The organism is Vibrio sp. RM-41-2B, from assembly GCF_024744415.1.
Classification (GTDB): Bacteria; Pseudomonadota; Gammaproteobacteria; order Enterobacterales; family Vibrionaceae; genus Vibrio; species Vibrio diabolicus.
This window is the reverse complement of record NZ_JAMQWD010000047.1, coordinates 168,856-191,326: the sequence shown is the minus strand read 5'-3', so window position 1 is coordinate 191,326 and position 22,471 is coordinate 168,856. Positions and strand designations below refer to the sequence as shown.

The window sequence follows — 22,471 nt, the reverse complement described above, 5'->3', positions numbered from 1 at the left end:
TTACCATATCGTGTGAGACACGAAGAATTATTATTTGATATGCATCAAATAAACTATCGGTTACTAAGGCGAATTTTTCAAATTTTGTGAACGAACAAATCATTATTTTCATGTTTTTATGCTTGAACCTCATCGATATATAGCGCTAGAAATTCAAGCTAAGCACGCTTCTCCTCTTCTAATCGCGATTTGAGATAATCGAGGAACAGCTTAGTTCGGGTATGCTGATAATCCAGCTTTGGATAGTAGGCATATACAATGGCTTTATCCGCTGTGATATCGGGCAAGATAGGCACTAACGCGCCGGATTTGAGATCATCTTTGATCATGACGTTATTCGTCATCAGAATACCCATGCCTCTTTTGGCACCATGAAACAGCGCTTCTGGGTTGGTCGTGGCAAAGTTACCGGACAAGCTGATACGTTTACCTCGATTGGTTTTGATTTCTCGTGAGGGCTTTTCACCCCAAATCAGGACATTATGCTCTGTCAGATCCTCAACGCATTGTGGGGTGCCGTATTTTTTTAGGTAACTAGGCGCAGCGTAAAACTGGGCTTTATGTTCGAAAAGCGCAGTGGCTTTGAAACTCAGAGAGTTCAGTTGCTCTAATTCCCGGCTAATAAACAGGTCTAAGCTTAGCTCTGGCAATTGGCCTGGCAGCGTTGTCGTTAATTGAAGCGTGATGTCTGGATATTTCTCAAGAAAATCATCTAGGTAATGCACCAAAAACTTAGAACCAACCGCCAGTGTCGCGCCAATTTTCAATAACCCCGCTGGTGATTGATTGACTGAGCGAGTTTCATCTAATACTGATTGCCATGAATCCAACTGATTTTTTGCTCGTTGATAAAACAGCGCACCAGCTTCGGTTTGGCTAATAGAGCGGGTCGTGCGTTTAAGTAGCTGAACGCCAATTTTATCTTCTAGCCATTGAACTCGCTTACTGATAGCTGAGCTGGTGGTATTGAGTTTTCGCGCTGCGGCATTAAAGCTACCTTCTTCGACCACACGAATATAACTCTTCACGCTTTGAATCCAGTCCATTGTGTCTCCTTGGGAATTAATTCCTTTCCAACTTAGCTGATTATCATCTTTGAGTATCAAATATACACTGTTTGCCATCAATCTGTCACAAAGTAGGAGGAACGTTTGCGTAAAACACCATTGTTATTAGCGATGATGATCATTGCCACAGGCCAAGTTGGCGTTAGTATTTATCTTCCTTCTTTGCCATTGATTGGTCATGACTTGAATTTGCCGCAACATTCGATTCAGAATCTCGTCACACTATTTCTCGTTGGCTTCGGTATCTCTCAGCTGTTTTATGGCCCATTGTCTGATGCGATTGGTCGTCGACCAGTATTTATTCTGGGCCAAAGTGTGTACCTAGTTGGTACGGTTATGTGTATCGCGTTTTCGGACAACATTATCGCTCTTGAAGCGGGGCGGTTACTTCAAGGTTTGGGAGCGGGCAGTGCCTCGGTGCTTGGTCGCTCCGTATTGCGTGACAGTTATGACGGTATGCAATTAACCAAAGCGCTATCTTATATTTCAGTCACGGCATCTGTGATGCCAATTATTGCTCCGCTGTTTGGTGGTTGGATTGCTTTTCACCTGAGTTGGCATGCTGTCTTCGTGTTTGTGCTGATTTACTTAATGGCAATTTTTACACTTGGTTTATTGGTGTTGCCAGAAACGCTGCCTTACCCGAAGCGAAAATTTAAAGTAGGCCAGGTGAGTGCAAATTATTTGCGTCTGTTAACGAATACACAAGTGATTGGTAGTGCGAGCTACAACTGGCTTAGTTATTTATCGGCTCTGGTTACGCTCTCCTTGTATCCATTTTTAATGCAACAAGAGTTAGGATTAACGGCGGCAGATTACGGTTCTTTGATGATCATACCGTCAGTTGGTTTGCTGACGGGTAGCTTGGTGCTTAATTTGATCAACGCTCGTTACAAAGCTCAGCAAATCTTGCTGATGAGTTTCGCGATTGTTGCTATTGCGGGTTTCATGTTGTTGGTTACACCCTTCAGTGTATTTTCATTACTAGTGGCATTTACGTGTTTAAGTTTTGCCCAAGGTATGTCGTTTCCGGTATCAATTAGTTTGTTGCTGTCGCCACATAAGCAACAGGCTGGAGCGGTTTCTGCATTGTCTGGCTCAATTCAAATGTGTTTAGCCGGGTTGTTTGGCGGATACTTGATAGATTCTTGGGTCACGAATCAAAACCAGCTTGGGGTGTTTTATTTGTTTATTGCGTTACTTTCTTGCTGTGTGCTTGCATTGAGTCAATTTCGTAAAGTACCCAAAGGGACGATTCAAGCAGAAACTTCCACCTGAATATACTTGCAACGAAAGAGGCAGCTTTCTAAAATGCGCTGCTAAATTAAGTCAGGATCATTGTGTATATTGAATGACTCAGTTTGAGAGGAAGAGGGCAATGCCTGATGCTCCTCTCAAGCTTGGGGATACATTTCTGCCCAAATTGACTATCCGATCTCTAATCGTTAGGTGAAAGAATGCAACAAAACGAATTTGAAACACTGGTAAAAGAAATTACTCAGCAAGAAAGCATGCCAAAGGCACTCGAAGTCTTGAAGGCGTGTGAGGAAGAAGAAGTTGCACAAGCGGCACAATCCCTAACGGGTCAGTTTGGTCTTGCAGAAGTTGATGGCGAGAAACGTATTTACCATATTACCACTCAAGAAGACGAGTCCGGAGAAGAGCAAGAATACGTGGAGCACGTCATGAATGAAGGCGATCACTTGATCAAATTTGCTGCGTGGTTCTTTGAAACATTCTTTGAAATCAAACAAAAAGATACGTACGTCGCAGCGGGTAAAACATACCAGCAACCTAAGCGATAGGCACCCGTTTCGAAAAAGTAATCAGAACCAATCTGAAAGTTAACTACAAAATAAATGTGACATCAGTCTTGTTTTTATCCAATTGTGGTGTAAAATTACAACATAGTTAAGTCAATACATTCAGGAGAAGGTCATGGGTAACGAACTTGGTGGTGCTTATATTGGCCAGATGATTGCAAAAGACGCGATGCACAAAGCGCTTTACGGTAAAGCGAAGAAGAAAAAAGCTTCTGTTTTTGCTCGTGTTATGAAAAAACTGGCGAAATAATTTAAAAGGCCCTGATTGAAGAATCAGGGCTTTTTGCTTTTATCTGTCTTGTTTTTAGTAGCAGCCTACATATTGCACAACATTGGTAAACCACTACTCAAAGACGGGTGGCATTTGAATCAAACGCTAAGCGGATTGGCTTGGTATTGCCACGACATTGTTAGGCACTTTATCTAGCCCCTTTGCTGCTAACCACTTTTCTAAATCGTCAGCGCCTCCAACATACTTTCCATCCAACCAGATCTGCGGCACTGTTACCGGCGTTTTTTCTCCAATGATGGCCTTTACTTCGGGGATCATGCGATACAAAGCGGCGCTGTCTTTAACCACGTCATGATACTCGTATTGAACACCAGCATCGTCAAGTAGTTGTTTCGCTTTGACACAGTAAGGGCAGGTGGCTTTACCATAAACAATGTTGCCTTTTAGCTCATCGCGTTTGACCCATTCAGCGATAACTGATTGCACAAGCACGCCCCGATTTAGCGCTTCCCCTTGGCTGACCACTTTTCCTTCGACAAGAAGAATCGGAGCATGCCAGGCCCCTGCTTTTAATGGTTCCCACCAATGTGATAACCAATCTTTTACTTCCAGTTCAACGGGAACATCAGCGAGTTCGTTTTTAAAAGTATCCGTCAAAATATCTTTAGTTAACGTACATTCACCGCAAGGAATATTGACTTTGAATGGACCCCAACTACCAGCCCAGCGGTACAGTGTAATTTTGATTGGTTGACTCATATGGTGTTCCTCATTTCCTTTCCTGAAAATATAGAACCTTGAAATTAGACTTTTCTTTCAACTAGCTTTGTCTTTTTCGCTTCCCAGTGCGTAATAAACGCAATGGAGGCAATAATAATCGCGGCGCCTAGCCATAAACGACCAGGTGGTACCCAGCCAAACACCAACCAGCCAGCAACGACATTCAAAGGCAGTTTTGCGTGATCAAATGGTTGCACAAACGAGGCGTCTGCTACTGCATATGCTTTAACGATAGCCCATTGAGCGAGTGCAGTAAGCGCGCCTGCGGCTAAAAGTACGCCCCATATCGTCCAGGTATTTGGCATCGTAAATGTCGGTATTGCCAATAAGATATTAAACGGCGTTATCAGCAGTAATAAATAGACAACCATGGTTGAGGGCGGATCGTTGACCGACATTTTCTTTACCATCAGAGAATACGCTGCCCAGAAAAATGCGGCGCCAACAGGAAGCAGGGTCGCCCATGTAAATGAATCTGCCCACGGCTCAAGAATGATCATAGCACCAACAAACCCTGTTAATGTTGCTAACCAGCGTGCAGTACCTACTTTCTCTTTGAGTAACAAGCCAGATCCAACCGTTGCAAATAATGGAGAGGTCATCAGCAGCGCAATGCCTTGCCAAATCGGAACTGGATAAGCGAGTGCCCAAAGCCAAAGCTGAATCCCGATAACAGAGAGAAAAATACGGAAGGCATGCCAACCCAAGTGTTGGGTTCTTAGTGAGCGTCTAATTCCAAGTGTACGCAGATAGGGCAGAATGACAAATAAGGCAATAGCGTATTGGAATAACGCGAATGTGGTGGAAGAGACACCAAAGTTGATGCTAGCAATTTGGGCGAAGCTGTTCACTATGGCGAATGCCAAGCCAGCTGTTAGCATCCAGGACGCACCTTGAACAGGATGATGATTCAATTGAAAAATTCCAGTTTGATAGAGGTGGCGGGATCATACGTCCTATTGTTTTTCGCGCCAATAAAAAAATGCCTCCCAGAGGGAGGCGACATTACCAATTCAAAGGACGTGCCTGTTATAACAGGTACAAAGAACGAGAAGCACAAACGCTGCCATGCATTTGCATAATTAGTATTGCAGAACGCGTGCCAATTTTTATTTATTTGATTTTAATGGGATTTTTGTTTTAGTTCGGTTGGCTATTAGGAGAAATGCACTAACTTAGTGACAAATCGCATTAAAAGAGGGCAGAAGTATGAGTCGCTACGCTCCTTTTTCATTGCTGAGCGATGCTTGGATCGTGTGAATACTTATTGAGTTATCTTGGGTTACACAAAAAATGGCCAGCAAAGGTGCTGGCCAAGTGGACTCGCTCTTAGGACAAGAGTGAATTAGAAATCGTAACGTACGCCTAGGCGCAGTGTATCTTCGCCTTCTGTTACTAGACCTGTTGTTGCATCTTTTGCTTCGTCAAGTTGGTTGATGTAGTAAGACAGGTAAGTACGGAAGTTGCTGTTTAGTTTGTAGTAACCAACAAGCTCGATACCTTCAACGGTGTCGTATTTTGAACCGTTGTCTGGATCATTTTCTTGAGCTGTGTATAGAGCAGCAAGTGTCACTTTGCTCGCTACTTTGTAGCTTGCTACTAACTCGTAAGCCGTAAAGTCTTCAGCGTCAGTCAATGAACCTTGAGAGTAAGTACCTGCTAGGTATAGGTTATCCATCGAGTAGGCGATACCACCTAGAATTTGATCTTCAGAGTTGTCTTTATCTACGTCGCCACCAGAATATGCAAGACCGAGGTCTAGGCCCATTGGCAGTGAGTACATTCCAGAGATGCCGTATTTATCTTCGTTATCACTAGAGTTTGCTTGGTAGGTTGCTTGCAGTTGTAGTGCATCAAACGTACCACGGTATGCGAAAACGCTGTCTTGCTTATCAGACGACGAATCGATAACTTGCTGAACACCAGAGAACTCAGTGATATCCGTCATGTCAGAGATGATGACTGCAGCCATGTCTTGACGACCTACAGAGAAAGCACCGATATCAGAGTCGACACCTGCATACATGTAGCGGTTTTTGAATTCACTCTTGCCCGTTTTTTGCTCGGCTTCGTAAACACCGAATGCAGAAAGGCCATTGCCGATGTCCGTTTTACCTTTTAGATTAAGACGAGCGCGGCTTTTATCTTCCATTGAGCCTTCAACTTCAGCACCACCTGAACCGATGAAGTCACCACGGAACTCAACGCGGCCGCCAACTTTTAATTCAGTACCGTCGTTTTTGTATACTGTTGCTGCGAATGATGGTGCTGATACCAATGCTGTAAGAATTGCAGTAGTTAGTGCTGCCTTTTTCATTTTCTTATTACCCTAGTTGTAATCGATGGGCTTTCTTGCCCGATGTGTTGATGACGCTAAGGTAAACGCTGAAAATGAAAGATAGATTTCTGTTAAGTTATGATTTGATTGCACTTTTATTGCTGGCGAGAATAAGTGTCCCTTCTTATATCTCTTATAAAAAGAAAGGTTTTATCTTTTTTGAGGTTTTTCTGTCTTCTATTGGAGACCGTGCTTTTTTCAAAAAGTTCCTGAACCTATTTTTGTTCCAAAATGTAAGTAAATATTTCATTTTGACGGGAAAGTTATTTTCAAAAGTTGTGGATCATCAAGTATTTGTGAGCTCTATCTCGTTAAAGCATTTCTTTTTGTAAGGTTTTTACGCCTGGATTTTTTTCGGATAAGTAAACGTTTGCTTTTTAGTTTTTTGCTGAGAATTTTTCACTCGGTTATCAGGAACTAATCAAATAAAGTGTCGGCAGTTGTTACACAAAGGTAAATCCATTCTGGCGGAAAAGATGCCCCAGAGGGCCTTTGTATTCCTTTCTGTGTTCATCATTTCGTTTTACGAAAGTGAATCAGAGCTGGGTCTAAAACTGACTAACCAACTAATAAGTAATGGATTTAGAAATGAATAAAAAATTATTAGCAGCGGCAATCGCAGCAGCAACTTTCGGCACTCAAGCAGTGGCAGTGGAGCTTTATAATAACGATGGCACAACATTTTCGATGGGCGGCCACGTTTCTGTTAACTTAAATGGTTCAGAGCAAGGTGACACGGATGTTGGTACTAACTCTCCTCGTATCAATATCTCTGCGACACAAGATTTAGGCAATGGCTTCACCGCAGACGCACGTGGTGAATGGGCTCTAAACTACTTAGATGGCGGTGAAGAGTCGTTTAAAACTCGTCTAGGTTACTTAGGTTTAACACATGAGGTTTACGGTCGTGCAGTAGGTGGTACGCAATGGTCACCTTACTATGATGTAGCAGGCATCGCGGATATGCCAATTGCGTTTGCGAATGACTTCATTTACGACGATCACGGAAACCTAGGCACAGGTCGTGCGGATAAAATGCTGTCTTATCGCAATGGCTTTGATTTAGGCGAAGCAGGTGCGATTAACGTTGGTCTTGGATGGAAAGGCGCAAATGATGAATACACGCGTAACGACGCAGGTACTATCACTGGTGGTCTTAAATACGATGACCGCATGCAAGTTGCGCTTTCTTACGCAATCATGGGCGCGAAAATTGGCTACTCATACAACGGTGGTGACTTCCAACACCCTGCTTACACAGGTAAACACACCGCGGAATCACATGTTGTGTCTGCATCTTACGGCGCTTACGGCCAAGGTCTGTTCCTTGCCGCGGTATATGGTTCAAATGAAAATATGAACTTCAGTGTAAATGGCGACCGTTTGGCGGAAAGTGATGCGTACGAAGCGATCATCGCATACGCTCTAGCGAACAGCTTAAACTTGAGCGTTAACTACGAGATGGTTGAAGGTAAAGAGTTCAAAAACTCTAAAACAGAAACCGCTCGTGAGGAAATGGCACTGCAGGCAGAGTACAACTTCACGCCTAAATTTGTTGGTTACGCGGGTTACCAGTTTGACCTAAATGATGACCATGATCGTGAAACTGATGACAAATGGGCGATAGGTGCTCGTTACTACCTATAATAGGATTTAGCGAAAACAATCATTCACCCTTATTGATTTAAAGCCAGCCTCGTGCTGGCTTTTTTGTCTATTTGTTTTGTAAATACCGTGATGTTTCAATTAGATGATACAAAACTCAAAACGGGGTGAATGTCTTATTTTTCACACTAGAGGATGGGATTTAGTGTCGTTAAGTCAATAGGTTAGATTATGGTGAGGTTTTTGTTTTGCAGGGAAGAGCGATGAGCGTTATTCAAGTTGAAGAAAAGAAAGTAGAAGTGGGTAAAGTGCTTTGTGTTGGGCGAAATTACGTTGAACATATTCATGAGCTTGATAATGCGATACCTGAGCAAATGGTGGTATTTAATAAACCCGCGACTTCCGTATCGACGACTCTGCGTTCATTTCATCAAGAGCCTCTTCATTACGAGGCTGAAATCTGTTTTCTGATCAAAGATGGACGCTATTCAGCGGTCGGTTTGGGATTGGATCTGACCAAGCGCGGTTTGCAGTCTTCACTTAAACAACAAGGGTTGCCCTGGGAGCGTGCTAAGGCATTTGATGGCTCCGCAGTGTTTAGTCGATTTGTCTCTTTGGATAACATTGATATTAATGATCTTAACCTAGAGCTCTTGATTAACTGCGTTCGTGTACAAAAAGGTCACGTTAACCAGATGCTCTATCCGCCGCTAACCATTTTGGATGAATTAACGAGTTACACAACACTTCAAGATGGCGATGTGGTAATGACCGGCACACCAAAAGGAGTTGGTGAGGTGCATCAAGGTGACATCTTCCTTGGACGATTAAAGTGTGGTGATGTCACCTTGTTGGAGATTGAGTGGGTGGCGGATTAAAGCCAAATTCGCAGAACGAGAAATACCACCATGCTGATCACCGTCGTTAAAAGAACATTTTTAGTAAAGTACGCGATTAACGCAGCCAGCAAGGCAGCCAATAAAAATGGGTTGTGCGCATTCACGCTGAGCGCTCCATCGGGAATGAAAACTATAGGCGCCCAGATCGCAGTGAGTACCGCAGGGCTGGCGTAGTTGAGCACTTTTTGTGTACGTGTCCCTAATCGCAGTGGTAGCTTGGGTTCTAAAAACAAGTAGCGGCTGGTGAAAACAAGTCCCGTCATCGGTAAAATAGACAACATGATCATTAGTGTTTCTCCTGTACTTGTTCCACAAAGTAGCCTGTAAGCATGGCTAAAATGCTCGAAATCATCAAACTTCCTTCCACTTGGTAATAGGTTAGGGCGACCGAGTTCACTAATGCCACGACAACACTCGCGAGCACCGCCATATTTTTAATAGTCGGAACTACAATTGCGATAAAAGTCGCGGCCACAGCAAATTCCAATCCCATTTCGTTCAGTTCAGGGATCAAGCTTCCCGCAATAATGCCCGTCAATGTCGCGATATTCCAAAACAGGTAAAAACTCAGACCAGCCCCAAGCGCATACCAGCGATTAAATTTTTTATCGGAATGATGACCTACAATCGCAAACAGCTCATCAGTGAGTAAGAATCCGAGTGATAACCGCCATTTAAGAGGAAGTGGTGCAATTTTACTGCGCATCGATACACTGTAGAGGAAGTGTCGAGAGGTGATAAAAAACGTTGTTAGTAACATGGTTACTAAACCTGCCCCCGATTTAATCATCCCCATCGCGACGAGCTGCGCGGAACCTGCGAACAGAATGGCGGATAGTGCTTGTCCTTCCAAAGGGTGAAGCCCAGTATCAATCGCGAATGAGCCTGCGAGCAAACCCCAAGGTAACACCGCGATACTCAGTGGCATCATAGCAAGTGTGCCTTGCCAAAATAACGCAGCTTTTGATTCTTCTTTTAGCGGCAAAGTGTGGTCCATAGTTTATTCTTAGTTGTTCCAAAATCAGGCTATCAAGGTAACGTGGTAGCGGCATAACGCCTTGTACAATATTGCTCTTTAGCTGTGACGAATGTATTGACCGGGCGTGACGCCCATGGCTTTTTTAAAGTGTCGATGCAGGTGGCTTTGATCATGGAAGCCACACTCTTGCGCTACATCTGAAATTTTTTGTCCGAGTTTGAGCAACTTCTTTGCCATTCGTAAACGTTGTTGAATTTGATAAGCATGGGGAGGGAAGCCAAACTGTTTTTGAAACTCTCTTAGCAAATGAAAAGGGCTTAACCCAGCCAGTTTTGCGAGCTCTTCTAGCGAGACGTCCGTTTGCGGGAAGTCTTCCAAAAACTCTTTGACCAGCTGTATTTGTCGCTGAGCTCTGGTTGATTCTTTGAGCGGTGCCCGGTGGGTGCTGTGTTTGCTGGCTAGTTTGATCAACGTGCCGTAAATCAAAGTTTCTCGTAGTAGTCGGTTGTCTGATTTTTCTAGCGTTTCAAACACCAATCGCAACTGATTTGCTAGTTCAGGATCATAAACCACAGGTTGAGGGAAATAGGGCAGCGCTACATTTTGTGAACCAAGCTCTTGCCCCAAGGTCTGAAACTGCTGTGGTACGGGGTACATTGCTTTGTATTCCCAACCGCCTTCTGAGGCCGAATGCCCGTTGTGTACTTCATCGGCATTAACAAGGATGATGCTGTCCTGTGGCGCGATATGATTTCCGCCTGTTCGAAAGAACTGCTGTGCTCCCTTCTCGATGACGCCAATAGTGTAACCCTCGTGACTATGGCGTGAGAAATTCTGCTTCTCATACTTTGCATCGAGAAGTTCTAAACCGCCGAGCTCTTGAGCTATCTTGAAGGTAGCGATTTCCTTATTCTTTTCTTTCATCTTTATCCGGTCTGCTCAAGAAAGTCATCTTAGAAGTGTAACGGATCCATCGTGCTTATTTTTGTACAAAATTGCTATTCGATTTTGATAAACAGGCGAATTGATTGCTATTTTGCAATCTAGCGAACTATGATTTTTATTTTCTGAATCATCTTGGTGATTTTGGGCTGGCTGTTGTTATTTTGTTGGTATAACATTCGCCGCTTTGTTGTAGAAAAAGCGGTTCCATCATGATTGATTTATCTGTACTTCCTGTTTATCTCACCGCAGTAGTGGCTTTGTTGCTGTTACCAGGGCCCGATATGTTGCTTATCGCGAGCTCTAGTATGAGTTACGGTAAGAAGGTCGGTCTGTTTGCTAGCTTAGGCAATGCGACGTCTGGTGTTATTCTTACTTTGCTTGCTGCAATGGGAGTATCAACCTTGATCGCAATGAGCCCAATCGCCCTTAAAGTCCTTCATCTATTAGGTGGCGCTTACTTGCTAAAAATGGGTTGGGACTGCTTACGAGCTGAGGCATCTTCGGCTCCAGAGCTTGATGGTCAAAACAAAATGGCATCGACTTATTATCAACGAGCCTTGATGAGTAATTTGCTTAACCCTAAAGCGTTGGTATTTTTTGTGATGTTTTTGCCGCAGTTTGTCTCAAGCAATATCACAGCGTCTTCTGGTGAGCAGATGCTAGCACTAGGGTTACTGTTGAACGTTCTTGGCTTATCATTCAATTTATTACTTGTTGGGCTGGCAGGCACATTGGGTAAGGGGCTGCTCGAGAACGAAAAATTCCGCACGTATCAACATAAATTAATGGGTTTAGTGTTCGTTATTCTCGCGTTGTGGATGCTGAGCAGTTTCGCCTTGTAAAGTTATCATATTCCACCAGAAAGCCAGCAATTGCTGGCTTTTTGTTTTAGGATATTGGAGTTTCCTAAGGAGAGGATGTATGAAGCTTGAATTTTGTTTAAATCCAGATCAAACAGACCTTGATTTTGTTCGTGAAGGTATTCGATCTTATAACCGACTGCATTTACCTGAAGGGGAAGTGCATGCTGTAGGTTGTTTCGCAAAAGATGAGAATGGCAAGATCATGGGTGGCTTGACTGGCGAAATGTTTAAAAACACGGTGTTTGTTGAGTTTTTGTGGGTAGATGCTGAAAGTCGGACATCTGGTCTCGGGAGCCAGTTAATGTCAATGTTAGAAGAAAAAGTAAAGCCTCACGGGGTTACCCATGTTTATTTGGATACCTACAGCTTCCAAGCTCTCGAATTCTATCTCAAATTGGGTTTTGAAAAAGTAGGGCAGTACTCAGGCTATCCTGCAGAGGGCATCCACAAGTACTTTCTACAAAAGGAAATTGTAAGCTAGGGAAAAGCACTGGTTAGCTTGACTTGTTCTAGTCAAAATCAAAAAAGAGGCGCGAATTTGCGCCTCTTATCGTATCAGGTGTCTCTGCTTCTCTTTGACTTACAAACTTGTCTGATGCGCGTCGATAAGTTCGTTCATCTTCGCCTCTGCCGCTTGCTGTGCTTGTGCATAGCTCATATCCGCAGGGAAAAGGTTGATGACTTCGTAGTAACATTTTAGTTTTGGCTCAGTACCCGAAGGGCGAACAATCACACGAGACTGATCTTCTAGGTGATAAATCAATACGTCACTTGCTGGTAAGTCAATGGATTCTTCTGAGCCGTCATCAAACATGCGAACTGATGTTTTTAGATCTTCAGTTACTGCGACTTTTTTACCAGCAATCTCTGTTGGTGGATTTGCTCGGAGTTTGTCGCCGATTGGTGGAGAGTTCGGGTCGAGAGCGATGCTGCGTTGCGCGTTGAAGTAGAAACCGTGCTCGCGGTACAGCTCTTCCAGTTTATCCCACAGTGTTTTGCCTTGCGCTTTAAGCTTTCCTGTTAGCTGTGAAAACGCTACGATTGCAGATAAACCATCCTTATCCCACACCTTGTTACCTACGGTATAACCGAGCGCTTCCTCATAAGCAAACAAGAATGGGTTGGTTTCTGTCTCTTGTTCCATGGCAACGTTAGTGAGCCATTTGAAGCCTGTTAACGTTTGGTAGTATTGGGCGCCATGCGCTTTGGCAATGCTACTCAGCATTCTTGATGATACGATGGTGTTGCCAACCAGAGCGTTAGGTTGCTGTTCTAGCAAGTAATCGCCAAACAGTGAACCCACTTGGTCGCCGGTTAACATTTGGTATTCGCCATCTGGGCGTTTGACCGCCACTGCAAAACGGTCGGCATCTGGATCGTTAGCACAAGCGATATCAGCATCTACGGACTTACCTAACGCCATCACCATATCCATTGCTCCCGCTTCTTCAGGGTTTGGGAAGTTGACGGTTGGGAAGCTACCATCAGGTTCGCGCTGTTCCTTAACACTTGCCACTTTTTTGAAGCCAGCGTCTGCGAGGAGCGTTTCCGCCATATTCGCGCCAACGCCATGCATCGCAGTGTAAGCGATAGAAATATCGGTGTTGTTGTCACGAGTAAGCAGCGCGTTTTCGTTCATCGTTTTACGGTAAGTTTGGTAGTAGTCGTCTTCCAACCAAACTAACAAACCGCGCTGTTTTGCATCATCGAGAGACATTAAAGGTAATGGCTTTGTTGTTGCGGCATCAATTTTCGCTGCGATTCCAGAGTCGTGTGGAGGAATGATTTGTGCGCCATTCTCCCAATATACTTTAAAGCCATTGTACTCTGGTGGATTGTGGCTGGCGGTAACGACAACTGCGGCAGCAGCATTCAATGTACGGACACCAAACGCAACAATTGGGGTCGCTGCGACGTCGTACGTTAGGTAAACCTTGATGCCAAGGGCTGTCAGTACGGACGCGGTATCATGCGCGAATTGTTTCGAATCAGGACGACCGTCGTAGCCAATAACGACACCACGACTTGCGGCATCTTTGACTTGCTCTAGCAAATAGTTTCCTAAACCAGTGGCTGTCTCTTGAATCACCAAACGGTTCATTCGGTTTGGACCTGCGCCCACTTTGCCGCGTAACCCTGCTGTACCAAAGGCAAGGCGCGATCCAAAGCGATCAGTAAGCTCTTGTTCATTATTTGTATCGACGAGGTGTTGTAGCTCTTCGCGAGTCTTAGGATCAGGGTCTCGTTCTAGCCATTGAGTAATTAGTGCTGTCATATCAATCATTCCTTAGTAGGGGGCGCCTACTTTCTTGGACACTTCGTTTTGTAAGTATCTCAATGTTTTCTTTTAAATTAATGTAAATGGTTCTCAATTACATTTCAAAGAGGGCAATCGATAAACCGAATTAATTTTTCTTATCCGAACAAAATTTAATCATATTTAATTTCTTGAAGAACCTTGGAACTATAACTAGCCTTTTAACATAAATATAACAAACCGTGTCGAAATCGTAGTTTTTGTGATTTTTCGTAAAGTTGTTCGATATTTGCATCGGGACGCAAGGAAGCTCGCGCAAGCGTAGCGGCTGAGCAGAGGAGAGATCTTTTGAAAAGATTAACGACTACTCTAGCCTTATCACTGAATGTGATTTTAATCACATTCTCCTCTTTCAGTTGGTCAAAGGAAAGTGACTACAACATGACCAAAGGGGTCACAGCGATAAGTGGGCAAGTGTATGAATTACATATGCTGATTTTCTATATCTGCTGCGTAATTGCTTTGATTGTATTTGGTGTCATGTTCTATTCCATCTTTCGTCATCGCAAGTCAAAAGGAGCAGTTGCCGCACATTTCCACGAAAGTACAAAAGTGGAAATTATTTGGACAGTCATACCTATCATCATTCTTGTCGCCATGGCGATTCCCGCAACGAAAACTTTAGTCGCAATGGAAGACACAAGCCAATCAGATATCACGGTCAAGATCACAGGCTCGCAATGGAAATGGCATTACAGTTATTTTGGTGAAGATGTTGAGTTCTTCAGTTTGCTTGCTACCAGCCAAAAGCAAATTGATGGTATCGAGACAAAAGGCGCGCATTATCTGTTGGAAGTAGACAACCCTTTGGTGTTGCCTGTGAATCGCAAAGTGCGTTTTTTGATGACTTCTGATGATGTCATTCACTCATGGTGGGTGCCGAATTTTGCTGTCAAGAAAGACACCATCCCTGGTTTTATTAATGAAGCATGGACAAGAATTGATGAGCCAGGCGTATATCGCGGTCAATGTGCGGAGCTATGTGGTCGTGCACACGGGTTCATGCCGGTGGTGGTGCATGCGATGGAAGAAGAAAAGTTTGATGAATGGCTAGCGAGTAAGAAGGAAGAAATCGCACTTCAAAAAGCGGCGGCACAAGAGGCGCTCTCTCAAGACTTATCCATGGGTGAGTTGATGTCGCAGGGCGAATCTATATACACGGCGCGTTGTGCTGTGTGCCATCAGGCTAATGGTGAGGGGATTCCGGGTGCATTTCCCGCGATTAAGGGCAGCCCCATCGCAACAGGCCCAATTTCAGAGCACATTGATGTGATTGTGAATGGCCGTCCGGGCACTGCAATGCAGTCTTTTTCGAACCAGTTAAGTGACAAAGAAATTGCCGCTGTCATTACATATCAGCGAAACGCATGGGGCAACGACACTGGCGATACGGTGCAAGCATCCGATGTGAATGCCTTTAAGGCACAAGGCAGTGCTAAGGAGGAAATATGAGTAAGCCAATAGATAAGGCAGTGAAGTCTGCTCCAGCGGAAGCCAGTGCAAACAGTACCATTGCGATTGATGATGGCCATGATCATCATGCTCCCCAAGGTATTGCTCGTTGGCTGTATTCCACAAACCATAAAGACATTGGCACCCTGTACCTTTGGTTTAGTTTCGCGATGTTTCTGACTGGTGGTGCGATGGCGATGGTCATTCGTGCCGAACTATTCCAGCCTGGACTTCAGCTGGTTGATCCACAGTTTTTTAATCAAATGACTACGGTACACGGTTTGGTGATGGTGTTTGGTGCTGTGATGCCAGCATTTACGGGCCTTGCTAACTGGATGATTCCAATGATGATCGGTGCTCCAGATATGGCGCTACCTCGCATGAACAACTTGAGCTTTTGGATTCTACCTTTTGCATTTCTTATTTTATTGAGCTCGTTGTTTTTACCTGGCGGCGGCCCCGATTTTGGCTGGACGTTCTATGCTCCGCTGTCCACGACTTATGGCCCAGATAGCACCGCGCTGTTTGTATTCTCTGTTCACATCATGGGGATCAGCTCCATCATGGGCGCGATCAACGTTATCGTGACGATAGTAAATATGCGAGCTCCGGGAATGACTTGGTTCAAGTTACCAATGTTTGTTTGGACTTGGTTAATCACCGCTTTCTTGTTGATCGCGGTTATGCCGGTATTAGCAGGTGCGGTGACGATGGTTCTTACTGACAAATATTTCGGGACTAGCTTCTTTGATGCTGCTGGTGGCGGTGACCCGGTGATGTTCCAACACATCTTTTGGTTCTTTGGTCACCCAGAAGTGTACATCATGATTTTACCGTCGTTTGGCATCATTTCTGCCATCCTTCCTGCTTTCAGTGGCAAGAAGCTGTTTGGTTATCATTCGATGGTTTACGCGACGTGCAGCATTGCGTTGCTTTCTTTTCTTGTGTGGGCGCATCACATGTTTACAACGGGGATGCCAGTTTTTGCAGAGCTTTTCTTTATGTATTGCACCATGCTGATTGCTGTACCAACAGGGGTGAAAGTCTTTAACTGGGTCGCCACCATGTGGCGTGGGGCTCTGACATTTGAAACGCCAATGTTGTTTGCCATTGCCTTTATTGTGCTCTTTACGATTGGCGGTTTCTCAGGGTTGATGCTGGCGATTGTGCCGGCGGATTTCCAATATCATGACACTTACTTCGTGGTTGCGCATTTCCACTATGTGTTGGTATCTGGTGCTGTATTCTCGATTATGGCGGCAGCGTACTATTGGCTACCTAAGTGGACAGGAAATATGTACGACCACAAGCTGAGTTTGTGGCATTTCTGGTGCTCGATTATTTCAGTTAATGTTTTGTTTTTCCCGATGCACTTTCTAGGTTTAGCGGGTATGCCAAGACGTATCCCGGATTACGCTATTCAGTTTGCTGATGTCAATCAAATCGTCTCCATTGGTGGATTTGCGTTTGGGTTGTCACAATTGATCTTTTTATGGGTGGTGATTAAGTGTATTCGTGGCGGTGAAAAGGCCGCTGCAAAACCGTGGGAACGTGCGGAGGGCTTAGAATGGACAGTGCCAAGCCCGGCGCCCCATCATACGTTTACTACGCCGCCTAAAGTCGATTAGAAACGAATAGGGTGAGTGAGATGAAACCGAATCCATCAAACAAAAAGCTCACAGTGAAGTTGCTTTTAGCGACCCTTTTGATGTTCGGGTTTGGCTACGCACTTGTCCCATTGTATGACGTAATGTGCGACGCACTGGGTATCAATGGAAAAACAAGTGAAGTGGCCGCCATTCAACCAACTGGTATGCAGCCAGATATGAGCCGAACCATTCGCGTGGAGTTTATGGCGCATGTAAGCCCCGATATGCCTTGGGAGTTTAAACCCAAAGTGATTTCGATGGACGTTCATCCCGGCGAAGTCGTGCAAACCGAATACCTTGCATTTAATGAAAGCGGGCAGAAGTTGGTAGGGCAAGCCGTTCCCTCTGTTTCTCCCGGGAATGGTGCCGTTTATTTCAATAAGATTGAGTGCTTTTGTTTTAACCAACAGCCTTTGGATGGCAAGCAACATGCTCAAATGCCGTTGATTTTTTATATCGAACCGGACTTACCGGAGTCGATACACACGTTAACGCTGTCATACACACTCTATAAACTTCCCCCTCCTACAGGTTCTTAGCCACTCAAGGAGAGAGATACAGACCAAGGCTGGTCAGTAAGGAGAGAAATTATGAGTAACAAGCCAGGAACATATTATGTTCCCGCTCAAAGTAGCTGGCCGATCATCGGTGCGTTTGCTCTATTTTTAGTTGCCGTTGGTGCAGGAATGACCGTTCAGGGGACACAAAGTGAAGGGGCTGTGGGAACCATTGGTAGCATTGTGCTAGCGGTAGGCTTTCTGTTCTTGCTTTACATGTTGGCGGGCTGGTTTAGTAATGTGATTACTGAGTCACTGAGTGGAAAGTACAGCTCGCAAATTACTCGTTCTTTTCGCCAGGGGATGAGCTGGTTCATCTTCTCTGAAGTGATGTTTTTTGGTGCCTTTTTTGGTGCGTTATTTTACGCCAGGATGATTTCTGTGCCTTGGTTAGGTGGGGCAGATAACAACTTCATGACCAACGAGGTCTTGTGGCCAACCTTCGAAGCGATGTGGCCACTCACACTGACTCCGGGTGGAGAAACAACGCAAGCTATGCCGTGGCAGGGCATTCCCCTTACTAATACTATTTTGCTGTTATTGTCGTCGATTACACTGCATATGGCGCACATAAGCCTTGAAAAAGACAAAAGAACGGCACTGATTGTTTGGTTGGAAATCACCATCGTGCTTGCGGGCTTTTTCCTATATTACCAAGCGGTCGAGTATGCTCATGCTTATCAAGAAATGGGGCTCACGTTGCAATCTGGTATCTACGGAAACACCTTTTTTATGTTGACGGGTTTTCACGGTTTGCACGTTTGTCTTGGGACGATTTTCTTAATCGTATTATTGCTCCGAATCGCTAAAGATCATTTTTCGTCTAACAACCATTTTGCCTTCCAAGCAGGTAGTTGGTATTGGCACTTTGTGGATGTGGTTTGGTTATGTCTGTTTGTGTTTGTGTACGTGCTGTAGGTGCATTAGTAAGGACGGGGATTCGGAGACAGCCAGCCTGAACTGAGCGCAATAAGTAGAAGGATAACTACTAAAGCGGAGAACATGACTCGACGGCCTAAGTAATGACTCATAGGTTTGTCTCTTTTTTCGGGATTATCTGGGTCTTCACGAACCATTTCGATAAGCGCTTTTGCGAGGTTGAAGATAATGAAAAGCAGCAAAAGGACAAGCGTCAGTTTGAATAGAAATACGGTGGACATAGCACCTCCGGTTTCATCGTTGTTGTTATCAAGACAATTATGGCTATCGAAACGGTTTTGGGTTGCAGTTGGTTTAACTGTGGTTGTGTTTTCTCTTTTGGTCAAACTGGGTTTTTGGCAGCTTGAAAGAGGGCAAGAGAAACAGGCTTTGGAACAAGCCATTCTTGCGCGAGCGGATAGTGCGTACCAAACATTAGGCGAAGTTCTTGAAGAAAACGATTGGAGAGAAGGCAGCATCCTCGGGAAAAAAGTGGAAGCTAATGTTGTTCCTCAGGCGTTTCCCGTGATTTTACTGGATAACCAAACGCATCAGGGCAATGTGGGCTATTTAGCATTTCAGATTGTCTCTATGAGTGATGAATCAGGAACCTATGCATTATTAGAGCTTGGTTTTTTGGAGGGAATAGCAGATCGTTCAGTATTACCAACCGTCACAACACTCGAAGTCTCGACCTTTATCACGGGACGTCTGTACCGAAAATCTGCTAACCCGCTGAGCTCTGAATTAATGCCAGAAGTTGGCGATGCCATTCGTGTGCAGAACCTGAATATCGCGCAACTGAATCAGCTACTTAATATTGAACTTATGCCCGCAGTCTTGCAGCCAGACAATCTAAAAAATTGGCCTTACGACTTTCCTTGGAACCCATTGCCGCTCAACAGCGCCAAGCATTTCGGTTATTCGATTCAGTGGTTTTCGATGGCGGGCGTTTTCTTATTATTGACCTTAATTGTTTTTGTTCGTTGGCAAAGAAAGTTGCGTCACATGGAGGTGAAGCATGACATCTAAAGTAACCAAAGGGCGGCTAATGTTGATTGCGTTGGTGTGTACGTTTGCGCTTCCTGCCGTCATCGCTAAGGTCATTCTCACCCAAGGGTGGTATCAAAGCGGTGTGACCAATATAGGTGTGTTAGTTGAACCATACACAACGTTAGAGCTACTTGGTCAAGAGTCACCACTCAAGGAGCACAGGTGGCAACTCGCTTATGTTTTACCTAATGAGTGCACAGAACAATGCAGGCAGCAGCTTTACCTGCTTCAGCAAAGCCATGTCGCTTTAGGAAAATATCAAGAGCGTGTGGTGCCGGTGCTTTGGCAGACAGAGTTGTCCGATACCGTAGATGTATCGATGACGACAATGCAAATGAATCAATCGGTTACCGCCAAAGTGAAATCCGGACAAATATTAATCGTTGATCCTCTGGGGCAATTGGTGATGTCTTACTCGCCGCAACCGAATGAAGATTTAGTCTCGTTCAACAAAGGTATGTTGGCGGATTTACGCAAGCTCTTAAAATTGTCACGAGTTGGTTAGAAAGGGGCGTATATGAAGTTAATTCAGTTGGTTAAATTCAGTTTGCTCCTAACTTTCGTGGTGATCATGTTAGGCGCATATACTCGCCTTTCTGATGCAGGGTTAGGTTGCCCTGATTGGCCCGGCTGCTATGGGCATCTTGCTGTGCCTCATCAAGAAGAAGACGTAATACGTGCCAATCTTAATTTCCCTGAACGGGCTGTCGAGCATGAGAAAGCATGGCTTGAAATGATTCATCGCTATTTTGCAGGAACGTTGGGTTTGGTCATTTTTGCCATGACAGTGATATCAATGAGGTCTGAGCGCGTGAATCCTACTATTCCGATGCTTCTCAGTATACTGGTGGTCGGGCAAGCACTTTTGGGGATGTGGACCGTGACGCTCAAATTAATGCCAGTTATCGTAATGCTTCATCTGCTTGGTGGCTTTACTTTACTGGTTCTGCAGGCGATTTTTTACTGTCAGTTAAAAGCGCAAAATAATCTCTATTTCTCTCCATCTTCCAGCTCGCTGCGAGGCTTCTCATTATTGGTTTTTCTGGTTGTTTTTATGCAGGTGCTGCTAGGAGGGTGGACTTCGTCAAACTATGCCGCGCTCATGTGCACCTCACTGCCGATTTGTGAGGGAGATTGGATGAGTTATCTCTCATGGAAAGAGGCGTTTTCTTTCTGGCAAACCGGATTCGAGAATTACGAGTTTGGTGTATTGGAGTATCCGGCAAGAATGACCATACATGTTACGCATCGCCTCGGTGCGATGGTCACCGCCACCGTCGTATTGGCTTATAGCATTATGCTCATGAGGCAAGATTCCCATCATTCACAGCGCATTGGAGGATGGTTACTACTCACTTTAGCGTGTCAAATTATGTTGGGCGTGAGCAACGTTGTATTCCAACTTCCTATTTATGTCGCCGTGGCACATAACTTGGGTGCCGCCATTATGTTGAGTCTTGTTTGTGTGAGTCAGTTTTATTTGTGGCAGGGCAAAAAAGCTTGGAGTTACACCGCGAAAGGAGTTCGCTATGAGTAAAGAAATCGCACTGTCGTTAAATGAGCGAAAGCGACTAAGTTCCGTTTATTTGAAGTTAACGAAGCCTAAAGTAGTCGCATTAATGCTGGTGACGGCCGTTGTCGGGATGAGTTTAGCGCCTGTTACTGAGTTTCCTTGGTTGCAGGCGGCGGTTGGCCTAACAGGCATTGGTTTGATGGCAGGCTCCGCGGCAGCGTTTAATCACCTGATTGACCGCCGCATTGATGCGAGAATGGCTCGCACACACAAACGTCCGTTGCCATCGGGTGAAGCTAAGCCGTTATCGGTGATAACCTTTGCGACGGCGTTAGGCGTCATAGGGTTTGTTCTTTTATATGCGCTGGTCAACCCACTGACGGCATGGCTGACTTTGATGAGTTTACTCGGCTATGCGATGGTGTACACCATGTACCTCAAACGCGCTACTCCGCAAAATATCGTAATTGCAGGTATTGCGGGTGCGATGCCGCCTTTTCTCGGTTGGACTGCCGTAACAGGGCACTTGCATGCGAATGCTTGGCTGCTTGTGATGATCATTTTTATCTGGACGCCACCACACTTTTGGGCACTCGCAATTCATCGCGTAGAGGACTATCGTAAGGTGGATATTCCAATGTTGCCAGTGACACATGGTATCGAGTACACCAAAACTTCCATTCTGTTGTATACAGTATTGTTGACGTTGGTTTGTGTGCTGCCGGTGTTGGTTGGAATGGTCGGCGTAGTTTATCTTTTTGCCTCGTTACTACTTAACGCTGGCTTTATGTACCATGCATGGAAGCTAAAATACGCGCCAGAGCCCAATACCGCGATGGAGACGTTTAAATTTTCTATCTATCACCTTTTTGCGTTATTCATTGCATTGCTTTCGGATCACTATATTGGCTTGTAGCCTCTCTTTAAACAGAAAACGCCGCGTGGTTCGCGGCGTTTTTGGTTTTGATAGTTGGGCTTTAATGCAAAGTTTCTAGAGTTATTGAATCTCTAACAATTCAACATCAAAGATCAACACACTTGCTGGTGGAATTGGGCCTGAGCCACTTTTGCCATAACCGAGCGTGCTTGGTACGAAAAGGCGGATTTTTTCACCTTCGACCATGTATTGTAGGCCTTCTTGCCAGCCTTTAATGACTTGGTTAAGACCAAACGAAATTGGCTCACCGCGATTAACGGAGCTATCAAACACAGTGCCATCAATCAACGTACCGTGGTAGTGCACTTTGACTTTGCTTGTCGCGGTTGGGTGAACCTCACCTTCGCCTTTTTCAAGAACAATATATTGAAGACCACTTTCTGTTGTAATGACGCCTTCTTTCTTCGCATTCTCGAGCAAGAATGCTTGGCCTTTCGCAAAGTTTTCATCCGCTACTTTATGGTTTGTCCAAGTACGGTAAATGAAAAAGCCCGCCAGAATGAAAATAATGAGAGGAAACAAAAATTTAGACACATAAGCTCCT

General features: G+C 44.7%; 25 protein-coding genes. 15 read left to right on the top strand and 10 right to left on the bottom strand.

Annotation, left to right across the window (positions count from 1 at the left end; translation table 11 throughout):
• Positions 1-158: 158 nt before the first annotated feature.
• Positions 159-1,046, bottom strand: coding sequence for a LysR family transcriptional regulator (locus NB463_RS19710; protein WP_137283110.1), 888 nt, complete (start codon positions 1,044-1,046; stop codon positions 159-161).
• 105 nt (positions 1,047-1,151) lie between these two features.
• On the opposite strand from NB463_RS19710, the gene NB463_RS19705 reads away from it, so the two are divergent.
• The 3 genes from NB463_RS19705 (at position 1,152) to NB463_RS19695 (ending at position 3,140) form a co-directional block, all read left to right on the top strand.
• On the top strand, positions 1,152-2,345 hold the full coding sequence (locus NB463_RS19705) for a multidrug effflux MFS transporter (RefSeq protein WP_258432100.1): 1,194 nt from the start codon (positions 1,152-1,154) through the stop codon (positions 2,343-2,345).
• Positions 2,346-2,524: 179 nt separating this feature from the next.
• On the top strand, positions 2,525-2,872 hold the full coding sequence (locus tag NB463_RS19700) for a hypothetical protein (RefSeq protein ID WP_005391198.1): 348 nt from the start codon (positions 2,525-2,527) through the stop codon (positions 2,870-2,872).
• A 133-nt stretch (positions 2,873-3,005) separates the two neighbouring features.
• Complete coding sequence (locus NB463_RS19695; RefSeq protein WP_005391196.1) at positions 3,006-3,140, top strand: hypothetical protein; 135 nt, start codon at positions 3,006-3,008, stop codon at positions 3,138-3,140.
• 126 nt (positions 3,141-3,266) lie between these two features.
• Here the strand turns inward: NB463_RS19695 and NB463_RS19690 are convergent, their stop codons facing one another.
• From NB463_RS19690 to NB463_RS19680, 3 genes are all read right to left on the bottom strand, one after another.
• Complete coding sequence (locus NB463_RS19690; RefSeq protein ID WP_145535494.1) at positions 3,267-3,881, bottom strand: glutaredoxin domain-containing protein; 615 nt, start codon at positions 3,879-3,881, stop codon at positions 3,267-3,269.
• 44 nt (positions 3,882-3,925) lie between these two features.
• Complete coding sequence (locus NB463_RS19685) at positions 3,926-4,783, bottom strand: DMT family transporter (RefSeq protein ID WP_258432097.1); 858 nt, start codon at positions 4,781-4,783, stop codon at positions 3,926-3,928.
• A 464-nt stretch (positions 4,784-5,247) separates the two neighbouring features.
• Positions 5,248-6,219: a porin gene (locus NB463_RS19680; protein ID WP_145472098.1), complete on the bottom strand. Its 972-nt coding sequence runs from the start codon at positions 6,217-6,219 to the stop codon at positions 5,248-5,250.
• Between the two features lie 609 nt (positions 6,220-6,828).
• On the opposite strand from NB463_RS19680, the gene NB463_RS19675 reads away from it, so the two are divergent.
• A complete protein-coding gene (locus NB463_RS19675; RefSeq protein WP_258432096.1) occupies positions 6,829-7,887 on the top strand; it encodes a porin in 1,059 nt (352 codons plus the stop codon).
• 221 nt (positions 7,888-8,108) lie between these two features.
• Positions 8,109-8,723 (top strand): fumarylacetoacetate hydrolase family protein, encoded by a 615-nt coding sequence (locus tag NB463_RS19670; RefSeq protein WP_109169114.1) that lies wholly within the window; start codon positions 8,109-8,111, stop codon positions 8,721-8,723.
• Here NB463_RS19670 and NB463_RS19665 read toward each other — a convergent pair.
• From NB463_RS19665 to NB463_RS19655, 3 genes are all read right to left on the bottom strand, one after another.
• Positions 8,720-9,031, bottom strand: a complete 312-nt coding sequence (locus tag NB463_RS19665) for an AzlD domain-containing protein (RefSeq protein ID WP_258432095.1) — start codon at positions 9,029-9,031, stop codon at positions 8,720-8,722. The two genes, NB463_RS19670 and NB463_RS19665, sit on opposite strands and share 4 nt — an antisense overlap.
• Complete coding sequence (locus NB463_RS19660; protein ID WP_258432094.1) at positions 9,031-9,741, bottom strand: AzlC family ABC transporter permease; 711 nt, start codon at positions 9,739-9,741, stop codon at positions 9,031-9,033. The genes NB463_RS19665 and NB463_RS19660 overlap by 1 nt, the downstream gene beginning before the upstream one ends.
• A gap of 78 nt (positions 9,742-9,819) precedes the next feature.
• Entirely contained in the window at positions 9,820-10,647 is an 828-nt protein-coding gene (locus tag NB463_RS19655) for an AraC family transcriptional regulator (protein ID WP_005391184.1), read from the bottom strand.
• A 230-nt stretch (positions 10,648-10,877) separates the two neighbouring features.
• On the opposite strand from NB463_RS19655, the gene NB463_RS19650 reads away from it, so the two are divergent.
• Positions 10,878-11,510, top strand: a complete 633-nt coding sequence (locus tag NB463_RS19650) for a LysE family translocator (RefSeq protein ID WP_005375522.1) — start codon at positions 10,878-10,880, stop codon at positions 11,508-11,510.
• 79 nt (positions 11,511-11,589) lie between these two features.
• Complete coding sequence (locus tag NB463_RS19645) at positions 11,590-12,012, top strand: GNAT family N-acetyltransferase (RefSeq protein WP_134645881.1); 423 nt, start codon at positions 11,590-11,592, stop codon at positions 12,010-12,012.
• 99 nt (positions 12,013-12,111) lie between these two features.
• Here NB463_RS19645 and NB463_RS19640 read toward each other — a convergent pair whose 3' ends face one another.
• Positions 12,112-13,806: a phospho-sugar mutase gene (locus NB463_RS19640; protein ID WP_258432091.1), complete on the bottom strand. Its 1,695-nt coding sequence runs from the start codon at positions 13,804-13,806 to the stop codon at positions 12,112-12,114.
• Positions 13,807-14,136: 330 nt separating this feature from the next.
• On the opposite strand from NB463_RS19640, the gene coxB reads away from it, so the two are divergent.
• From coxB to NB463_RS19620, 4 genes are read left to right on the top strand one after another with little or no spacing between them, the layout of a single operon-like run.
• Complete coding sequence (coxB, locus tag NB463_RS19635) at positions 14,137-15,300, top strand: cytochrome c oxidase subunit II (RefSeq protein WP_258432090.1); 1,164 nt, start codon at positions 14,137-14,139, stop codon at positions 15,298-15,300.
• Positions 15,297-16,928: a cytochrome c oxidase subunit I gene (ctaD, locus tag NB463_RS19630; RefSeq protein WP_048625255.1), complete on the top strand. Its 1,632-nt coding sequence runs from the start codon at positions 15,297-15,299 to the stop codon at positions 16,926-16,928. Before coxB ends, ctaD begins: the two co-directional genes overlap by 4 nt.
• Positions 16,929-16,948: 20 nt before the next feature.
• Positions 16,949-17,488, top strand: coding sequence for a cytochrome c oxidase assembly protein (locus NB463_RS19625; protein ID WP_258432089.1), 540 nt, complete (start codon positions 16,949-16,951; stop codon positions 17,486-17,488).
• Between the two features lie 51 nt (positions 17,489-17,539).
• Positions 17,540-18,424 (top strand): cytochrome c oxidase subunit 3, encoded by an 885-nt coding sequence (locus NB463_RS19620; protein WP_114322885.1) that lies wholly within the window; start codon positions 17,540-17,542, stop codon positions 18,422-18,424.
• Between the two features lie 5 nt (positions 18,425-18,429).
• Here the strand turns inward: NB463_RS19620 and NB463_RS19615 are convergent, their stop codons facing one another.
• Entirely contained in the window at positions 18,430-18,666 is a 237-nt protein-coding gene (locus NB463_RS19615; protein ID WP_193621618.1) for a DUF2909 family protein, read from the bottom strand.
• On the opposite strand from NB463_RS19615, the gene NB463_RS19610 reads away from it, so the two are divergent.
• From NB463_RS19610 to cyoE, 4 genes are read left to right on the top strand one after another with little or no spacing between them, the layout of a single operon-like run.
• Positions 18,659-19,456: an SURF1 family protein gene (locus NB463_RS19610; RefSeq protein ID WP_405054836.1), complete on the top strand. Its 798-nt coding sequence runs from the start codon at positions 18,659-18,661 to the stop codon at positions 19,454-19,456. The two genes, NB463_RS19615 and NB463_RS19610, sit on opposite strands and share 8 nt — an antisense overlap.
• Positions 19,446-19,982 (top strand): cytochrome oxidase biogenesis cluster protein, encoded by a 537-nt coding sequence (locus NB463_RS19605; RefSeq protein ID WP_258432087.1) that lies wholly within the window; start codon positions 19,446-19,448, stop codon positions 19,980-19,982. The genes NB463_RS19610 and NB463_RS19605 overlap by 11 nt, the downstream gene beginning before the upstream one ends.
• 12 nt (positions 19,983-19,994) lie before the next feature.
• On the top strand, positions 19,995-21,014 hold the full coding sequence (locus NB463_RS19600) for a COX15/CtaA family protein (RefSeq protein WP_237284339.1): 1,020 nt from the start codon (positions 19,995-19,997) through the stop codon (positions 21,012-21,014).
• Complete coding sequence (gene cyoE, locus NB463_RS19595) at positions 21,007-21,906, top strand: heme o synthase (RefSeq protein WP_258432086.1); 900 nt, start codon at positions 21,007-21,009, stop codon at positions 21,904-21,906. The genes NB463_RS19600 and cyoE overlap by 8 nt, the downstream gene beginning before the upstream one ends.
• A gap of 81 nt (positions 21,907-21,987) precedes the next feature.
• Here cyoE and NB463_RS19590 read toward each other — a convergent pair whose 3' ends face one another.
• Positions 21,988-22,461 carry an FKBP-type peptidyl-prolyl cis-trans isomerase gene (locus tag NB463_RS19590; protein ID WP_005391162.1) on the bottom strand — a complete coding sequence of 158 codons (474 nt, stop codon included), beginning with the start codon at positions 22,459-22,461 and terminating at the stop codon, positions 21,988-21,990.
• Positions 22,462-22,471: the final 10 nt, after the last annotated feature.